The organism is Candidatus Regiella insecticola LSR1 (assembly GCF_000143625.1).
Classification (GTDB): domain Bacteria; phylum Pseudomonadota; class Gammaproteobacteria; order Enterobacterales; family Enterobacteriaceae; genus Regiella; species Regiella insecticola.
This window is the reverse complement of record NZ_GL379655.1, coordinates 1-1,655: the sequence shown is the minus strand read 5'-3', so window position 1 is coordinate 1,655 and position 1,655 is coordinate 1. Positions and strand designations below refer to the sequence as shown.

Genomic DNA, 1,655 nt, shown 5'->3' with positions numbered 1-1,655 from the left:
TGCTTCCAGACAAATGTGGCACTCACCATAAGGGAGAAGCCACTTCAGCAAGTCGCTAAATCCGGAAGGGGTATTGTTAAACACTTTTGTTTTGTATTTTTTTCTTTCAATCCAGACAGCTACATCGAATTTTAGCTTTGCTATATTAATACCTACAGGTGTTTTGCCCATCAGATATATCTCCAAGATCATCCTTATGAATTCGTGCTCGAAGCACAAGATACCGTTCGGTCTTAAGGGCGATGATGAATAGGTCACCGGGGTTTTATCTGTTCAACAAGCTTTAAGCTTAAGGTCATGCCCAAACTCACCGGTAACATCCCAAAGATCAGTTGGGGATCATTATCCTCTGAGAGCTAATGATCAAGATATAAGGTTATGCAATGGCTAACATCACCCTCAAATCTCGACAAGAGCGGAGCAGCGACATGGGCTCAACGATTTGTCCATCAGTTACTGACTTTGTGCCCGATTATTAATGTGGAGTGCAAACTGTCACCAGCAATCGAATTTTACATTGCTGGTGACAAACTGACACAACGTCTCATCAGTCTGTTTTCCGCCGGCACGAAGATAAAAGAACGGAGCCGGTTATTACGCCAGTGGCTGCATGAGGCCACCAATTGCAGGTTGAGTGAGTACCAAAAAATAGCCAGCAGCCTTGAAATGGATCTGGATGCCATTGAAAATGCGCTGACTCATCACTGGAGTAATGGCGTGGTTGAAGGGCATGTGAACCGCCTAAAAATGCTAAAATGGCAGATGTATGGCCGAGCGGGATTTGAATTACTGAGTCGGCGGGTAATGAACACGCTTTGCTGATTTACCAACATTATTTGCGGAAGAACCCAATTTAAGTAGCGTTGACATAAACCAGAACAGGAAGCTATCTAAGGCTCAGACCTCAACCTCTGATGCAACAAAACCGATGAGGTCGCCATGACAGAGGAGCCGTTCCACTTCCCGACGGAGTATTAACCCTTTCCATCTTTTACCATCCGCATAAACCCACCACTTCATCTCTTCACAGGCACCTTTTTTGTCGCCGGCATTTAACTTCTCTAACAGCGTTGAATGACGAAAATTCCCAATGCCAACGTTATAAACAAAAGAGTAAATCGCCGCCTGAGTCAGCGCAGAGATTTTTACCTTAATAAGAGGATCAACGTGTTTTTTTACTTTCGGTAAATCTTTATCAAGCCATTTGTTGCACTCTGTTTGGGTGTAAATTTTATTCAGTGCAATATCGTTTCCCGTGTGTCCATAACAGACAGAAAGTACACCACCACCGTCAAAATAGGGCTTATACCTCACTCCTTCAAAGTGATTTATCATCGTAGCGGCCAGGGTCACTGCGCTACTTGTCTTTTCATAGTGGATCACTTGCGCCTGCGCGGCGTTCCTTTCGGTACGCAGTGCTTGATTACATTGCTTCAGTTGCCGTTTTTCCTGGTACTGAAATCGAACGGTTATCGCGAGAGTGATCAGGGCAATAAGTAACAGCGTCCCCGCTAGGGTTCGCCAACTGAAGGTAACGTTCATCGCTCCCCCCTTTGGTATTTAAATAGGTGCCAATGTGCCCGCTTATTTTTAGCGGATAAGATGCCATCATGATAATTCCCTCTCTATCGGTATGCCCCACTTAAGGCGATGTG

At 44.9% G+C, this 1,655-nt stretch carries 2 protein-coding genes; one reads left to right on the top strand and one right to left on the bottom strand.

Translation table 11 applies throughout. The annotated features are described in order from the left end of the window. The first annotated feature begins 378 nt into the window (after positions 1–378). Positions 379–822 (top strand): transposase, encoded by a 444-nt coding sequence (locus REG_RS08885; RefSeq protein WP_006705336.1) that lies wholly within the window; start codon positions 379–381, stop codon positions 820–822. Between the two features lie 75 nt (positions 823–897). Here the strand turns inward: REG_RS08885 and REG_RS08880 are convergent, their stop codons facing one another. Continuing rightward, positions 898–1,383: a lysozyme gene (locus REG_RS08880; protein ID WP_039908436.1), complete on the bottom strand. Its 486-nt coding sequence runs from the start codon at positions 1,381–1,383 to the stop codon at positions 898–900. Positions 1,384–1,655 lie beyond the last annotated feature (272 nt).